Below are 5,439 nucleotides of genomic sequence, written 5' to 3'. Positions count from 1 at the left end.
TTTAAAAAGACCAAAGGAACTGGCTCTGCTTCTAACAAAGCGCTAAAGACCACTCCCTTCGGTCGCTCGGACGCATTAACGCGGGGCGGCTTCGCCATTATGCCCCACGCAACTGCGCCGCTTAGCTTAATGTTATGCATCAAAGTGAAATTATGAACCGTAACTCTATTCCTTCTGACCCATTTAATAGGCAATATATTTATAAGGGCGTAGTGTTTCATTGGTCATTGGCTACTGGTTTCGTTTATCTAATTTGCTTAGCTATCAGCAAAGCCAGCCCCATTAGCATAGTGTTGCTTATTCCATCTAGTATCGTTCTTTTTTTATGCATCAATGGTATTACTAACGACTTTGAGTTTAAAACCCTTTACAAAAAGCTGGGCTGGTATAGGAAATACACTATTGTTACTTTCTTATTAGGAGTGTTATTTGGTATTTCATGCGTTTTTGAGGCTAGCGCAGATTTCGCGGTCATTATCGCTTTTCCTGTTTTCGCCAATGGAATGTTTTTGTGGCCGTTGGTAACAACTAATACATATGTAAAAAACTACACTAGGTTGTTTGGGGTTTTTGACGCATAACAACCCAATCAACACACTCACTGCGTTCGCTGGGACGCATACACGCGGGGCGGCTGCGCCATTATGCCCCACATGTCTGCGCCCGTTATTGGAAAGTTATGCATCATGGATATTGAGACTGAATGTACTTTTCTAACCTTAAGGCCACTTTCAAATTCGTGGGTATCGTTTGGCTTCCTTTATCTGGATTTATAGTCTTTGATTGTTTCAGAAATGAAGATTTCTCAAATGTTTTCATGCCTATTTACTTTTTGGCATTTGCACCAGCTTTAGCGCTCTCTACTCTCTTTTATACAAGCCTTAAAAACTCAAAATCTAATCGTTTTGCCTGCTCTGCTTTATTCGGCATTGCAAACACTCTGCTTTTTATGTCTTACTACTTCATTGGTCTTGTCATAGACAACGGCGAATTAAATGAGCGCTTCGTTATAGTTATGTCTTTCGTCGCGTTTTTAACCTCCGCAGGCCTCTACCTTCAGCTGCCTTGGAAACAAAATGATGCATAACAACTCAATTAACACGCTCACTACGTTCGCTGGGACGCATACACGCAGGGCGGCTTCGCCATTATGCCCTACGTGTCTGCGCTCGTTATTGAAAAGTTATGTTTACAAGGAACGTTTATGAGGTTTATTAAAATATTAGCGATTGTTCCTTTGCTAACTGGGTGCGTAAAGGACTATTCCGAATTCCAATTTAACTCTAAAGAAATTGAGATAGCTGCGGCCCATGTATTATCATCACATGAAGTTAATACAATTGTGTATGGCACTCAACTCTCAAATATTCCAAAAGAAATCGCTGAATTAAATCCTGAGAGCGTTTACCTAACAGAACTAGGCCTGTACATTCAGTTAGACAGCTTTTTTGTAGAGGAAAGCGGCTTATTTATTCCAATCAAGAGTATGGATAGCTTGGAATTGGAGGGTTCAGATCCCAGATACACGAGGCTTTCGGGAAATGTCTTTAGTTACATCACCAGTGGGTAAACATAACAAAACGCTCAAGTCGCAACCCGCTTCGCGGGCTGCTGGGACAAAAACACAATGCGGCTCCGCCATTCTCGCATTGTGCTTTTGCCCCTTAGCTTAGTGTTATAAGGCGTCAGCCTAAACTGCGTTTGGCTTTATAAAAATCCCAGTAAAACTACCCTCACCTGTTTTCATTAGCATCGCTCTGGCTTGTGGTAAGTGTAAATCCGCCGCTAAAAATTCAAAGGTGGTGTAATAGGCGCTTTATCGACAAGTTCTTATTTTAGGCCTGCAAGCGCCATTACACTCGACAGCTCAGATGGCGGCTAGCTTCTGCCAAATCAAAAACATTACTGCACAGTCGTTTCGCTTGTTTGTGTTAACAATCAATCGTATGCTGGCTTCATTAGTTTTTAAAAAGACCAAAGGAACTGGCTCTGCTTCTAACAAAGCGCTAAAGTCCACTCCCTTCGGTCGCTCGGACGCATTTACGCGGGGCGGCTTCGCCATTATGCCCCACGCAACTGCGCCGCTTAGCTTAATGTTATAAGGCGTCAGCCTATACTTCGTTTGGCTTTATAAAAATCTCAGTGCAACTGCCCTTACCTGTTTTCATTAGCATCGCTCTGGCTTCTGGTAGGTTTAAATCCGCCGCTTTCAATTCAAAGGTGGTGTAATAGGCGCTTTATCGCCAAGTTCTTATTTTAAGCCAGCAAGCGCCATTACATTCGATAGCTCAGATGGCGGCTAGCTTCAGCCAAATCAAAAACATCACTGCACCGTCGTTTTACTTGTTTGTGTTAATAATCAATCGTATGCTGGCTCTATTACTTTTTAAAAATGCCAAGGGAACAGGCTCTGCTTCTAACAAAGCGCTCAAGTTCACTCCCTTCGGTCGCTGGGACGCTAACACGCGGGCTGACTCACTTCGTTCGGATTTTAGCCCACGCGCTAGCGCCCCTTAGCTTAAAGTTATAAGGCGTCAGCCTAAACTGCGTTTGGCTTTATGAAAATCCCAGTGGAACTACCCTCTCCTGTTTTCATTAGCATCGCTCTGGCTTGAGGTAGGTTTAAATCCGCCGCTTTCAATTCAAAGGTTGCGCATTAGGCGCTTTATCGCCAAGTTATTATTCAACGTCGACAAGCGCCAATGCGTTAGACAGTTCAAATGGCGGCTAGCTTCAGTCAAATCAAAAACATCAATGCACAGTCGTTTTTCTTGTCTGTGTTAACAATCAATCGTATGCTGGCTTCATCAGTTTTTAAACAGACCAAAGGAACTGGCTCTGCTTCTAACAAAGCGCTAAAGTCCACTCCCTTCGGTCGCTCGGACGCATTTACGCGGGGCGGCTTCGCCATTGTGCCCCACGCAACTGCGCCGCTTAGCTTAATGTTAGGCGTCATTTACTTACAGCATTAAAAAGTAGGTTAAACCATGACATTCCAGCATCAAGGTTGTTTCGCTAGGTTGTCTTTACGGCTTGCTTTTTCGATAGTTTCAACGGCTTTAGCAACGCGCTTTTTATCAACACCGCAACGCCAACATTTAACATCATCAGTCTTCTAAACTCGCTCTTTTATCCAGCAATGTCCTTAACATCTGGCATTTCGCACAGGGTTGTTTTATCTTAAATTCAATAATTTAAACACGCGGCCTATTTGGCTAGTGGTGGCAGCAAAGCTGCGTACGTTCCTTTGTACGCCTAACAAAACGCTGTTGGCACTCCCTCCGGTCGCTGGGACGCTAACACGTGGGCTGGCTCGCTTCGCTCGGATTTTAGCCCACGTGCTAGCGCCCCAAAGCTTAGCGTTATGTGCTTTAATGGAATATTCCAGTAACTTTCACTTTATTAACTATCAGGAATGAACTTGGATGGATTCTTATGTCCTCGCCGATATTATAATCAAATGTATCGTTATTTTGGTTGGTGTATACCTTATCTTCCGAGGCAGGAATGCTAAAAATAGCTTAGGTTCTCAAAGAGAGCTGCTGCCTCCAAGTACTATGATCATCATAGGAGCTTTAATCTGCGTCACCAACGCTTACTTAATATTTGAGGCTATTTTGTGAACGCACCTAACAACCCAATAAACTCACTCACTTCGTTCGCTGGGACGCATACACGCGGGGCGGCTTCGCCATTATGCCCCACATGTCTGTGCCCGTTATTGGAAAGTTATGTGCTTTAATGGAATATTCCAGTAACTTTCACTTTATTAACTATCAGGAATGAACTTGGATGGATTCTTATGTCCTCGCCGATATTATAATCAAATGTATCGTTATTTTGGTTGGTGTATACCTTATCTTCCGAGGCAGGAATGCTAAAAATAGCTTAGGTTCTCAAAGAGAGCTGCTGCCTCCAAGTACTATGATCATCATAGGAGCTTTAATCTGCGTCACCAACGCTTACTTAATATTTGAGGCTATTTTGTGAACGCACCTAACACCCCAATAAACTCACTCACTTCGTTCGCTGGGACGCATACACGCGGGGCGGCTTCGCCATTATGCCCCACATGTCTGCGCCCGTTATTGGAAAGTTATGTGTCAAAAGTAAATTTAGATAAAAAGGATTTTTAACTATGAAACTAGGAACTAAAATTGGTTTGTCATTTGGCTTTATTGGCTGTGCTGTTGGCGCATATTTCGGTCTATCGCCTGTTTACTCGCAATTACAATCTGGTGTGTTATCCGGTCTAGAGGCCGGGCTAGCATTTAGTATCGCGGGTATTCTAATTGGTAGTATATTGTCTACTGCAAGCATTCTTTCTTCGAATAAGCATGCCACATAACAAGCCAATAAACTCACTCACTGCGTTCGCTGGGACGCATACACGCGGGGCGGCTGCGCCATTATGCCCCACATGTCTGCGCCCGTTATTGGAAAGTTAGGCGTCATTTACTTACAGCATTTAAAAGCGGGTTCAACCGTGACATTCCAGCATCAAGGTTGTTTCGCTAGGTTGCCTTGGCGGCTAGCTTTCTCGGTTTTTTAAGCAACTTTAGCAACGCGGTTTTTATCTACACAGCAACGCCAACATTCAACATCACCACTCTTCTAAACTCGCTCTTTTATTCAGCAATGCCCTTAACATCTGGCATTTCGCACAGGGTTGTTTTATCTTAAATTCAATTGTTTAAACACGCGGTCTATTTGGCTAGTGGTGGCAGCAAAGCTGCGTACGTTCCTTTGTACGCCTAACAAAACGCTGTTGGCACTCCCTCCGGTCGCTGGGACGCTAACACGTGGGCTGGCTCGCTTCGCTCGGATTTTAGCCCACGTGCTAGCGCCCCAAAGCTTAGCGTTAGGCATTTATACGTATGACCAAACCCAATAATGTAAAAGTAGCAATCTTTCTATATTTCACTTCGTTAGCCCTAGGCATAGCTGGTGCAATACCAAATTATTCGGCAGCAGAACCGAAGCCACCTTTTATAAGCGTGTTAATCGTCTGGGGAGTTACATTCGGCTTACTTGGTTGCGTAGGTTATTTAATCGCCCTGCGAAAAAACTGGGCTAGGCATTTGAATGCAGTTATCACATTGATATCTGTTGGATCGGTTCTGTATTCAGGTGTATCACCCAGTTTAGTTACAAACATGAGTCAATTAATACTATTACTTAATAGTGTCATATCGATAATTGTTTTAATTTTGCTCTACACGGCATCGTCAAATGCGTGGTTTAAACAAGCACATGCCTAACAAAGCGCTAAACACGTTCACTTCGTTCACTGGGACAGTAACGCGGCGGCGCTGCGCGATTATGCCGCCACGTCACTGCCCGTTAGCTTAGCGTTAGATGGAGGACTTACCCAAACTTAGTGGACATCTCCTTTAGTTAGATAAGAGGTGACTTATGGCTAATAAAAAGAAGGTTCAT

7 protein-coding genes are annotated in these 5,439 nt (G+C 43.7%); all 7 read left to right on the top strand.

Annotated features, from left to right (window positions below):
* Nucleotides 1–152 precede the first annotated feature (152 nt).
* The 7 genes from ACHUFN_RS19920 to ACHUFN_RS19890 all read left to right on the top strand — a co-directional run bounded on the left by ACHUFN_RS19920 (nucleotide 153) and on the right by ACHUFN_RS19890 (nucleotide 5,261).
* Entirely contained in the window at nucleotides 153–581 is a 429-nt protein-coding gene (locus tag ACHUFN_RS19920) for a hypothetical protein (protein ID WP_394224476.1), read from the top strand.
* A 623-nt stretch (nucleotides 582–1,204) separates the two neighbouring features.
* Nucleotides 1,205–1,570 carry a hypothetical protein gene (locus tag ACHUFN_RS19915; protein WP_394224475.1) on the top strand — a complete coding sequence of 122 codons (366 nt, stop codon included), beginning with the start codon at nucleotides 1,205–1,207 and terminating at the stop codon, nucleotides 1,568–1,570.
* Nucleotides 1,571–1,871: 301 nt separating this feature from the next.
* Entirely contained in the window at nucleotides 1,872–2,102 is a 231-nt protein-coding gene (locus ACHUFN_RS19910; RefSeq protein WP_394224474.1) for a hypothetical protein, read from the top strand.
* Nucleotides 2,103–2,292: 190 nt separating this feature from the next.
* Nucleotides 2,293–2,517 carry a hypothetical protein gene (locus ACHUFN_RS19905; protein ID WP_394224473.1) on the top strand — a complete coding sequence of 75 codons (225 nt, stop codon included), beginning with the start codon at nucleotides 2,293–2,295 and terminating at the stop codon, nucleotides 2,515–2,517.
* A 203-nt stretch (nucleotides 2,518–2,720) separates the two neighbouring features.
* A complete protein-coding gene (locus ACHUFN_RS19900) occupies nucleotides 2,721–2,972 on the top strand; it encodes a hypothetical protein (RefSeq protein ID WP_394224472.1) in 252 nt (83 codons plus the stop codon).
* Between the two features lie 1,166 nt (nucleotides 2,973–4,138).
* Nucleotides 4,139–4,348 (top strand): hypothetical protein, encoded by a 210-nt coding sequence (locus ACHUFN_RS19895; RefSeq protein ID WP_394224471.1) that lies wholly within the window; start codon nucleotides 4,139–4,141, stop codon nucleotides 4,346–4,348.
* Nucleotides 4,349–4,877: 529 nt separating this feature from the next.
* On the top strand, nucleotides 4,878–5,261 hold the full coding sequence (locus ACHUFN_RS19890) for a hypothetical protein (protein WP_394224470.1): 384 nt from the start codon (nucleotides 4,878–4,880) through the stop codon (nucleotides 5,259–5,261).
* Nucleotides 5,262–5,439 lie beyond the last annotated feature (178 nt).

The sequence above is a fragment of the Alteromonas gracilis genome, assembly GCF_043642145.1.
GTDB classification, from domain to species: Bacteria; Pseudomonadota; Gammaproteobacteria; order Enterobacterales; family Alteromonadaceae; genus Alteromonas; species Alteromonas gracilis_B.
This window is presented reverse-complemented; position numbering and strand designations above follow the sequence as displayed.

Bases quoted from the DNA above. Each gene is read 5' to 3' on its own strand.
- ACHUFN_RS19920 (WP_394224476.1), top strand. From the start codon at position 153: ATGAACCGTAACTCTATTCCTTCTGACCCATTTAATAGGCAATATATT.
- ACHUFN_RS19915 (WP_394224475.1), top strand. From the start codon at position 1,205: ATGAGGTTTATTAAAATATTAGCGATTGTTCCTTTGCTAACTGGGTGC.
- ACHUFN_RS19910 (WP_394224474.1), top strand. From the start codon at position 1,872: ATGGCGGCTAGCTTCTGCCAAATCAAAAACATTACTGCACAGTCGTTT.
- ACHUFN_RS19905 (WP_394224473.1), top strand. From the start codon at position 2,293: ATGGCGGCTAGCTTCAGCCAAATCAAAAACATCACTGCACCGTCGTTT.
- ACHUFN_RS19900 (WP_394224472.1), top strand. From the start codon at position 2,721: ATGGCGGCTAGCTTCAGTCAAATCAAAAACATCAATGCACAGTCGTTT.
- ACHUFN_RS19895 (WP_394224471.1), top strand. From the start codon at position 4,139: ATGAAACTAGGAACTAAAATTGGTTTGTCATTTGGCTTTATTGGCTGT.
- ACHUFN_RS19890 (WP_394224470.1), top strand. From the start codon at position 4,878: ATGACCAAACCCAATAATGTAAAAGTAGCAATCTTTCTATATTTCACT.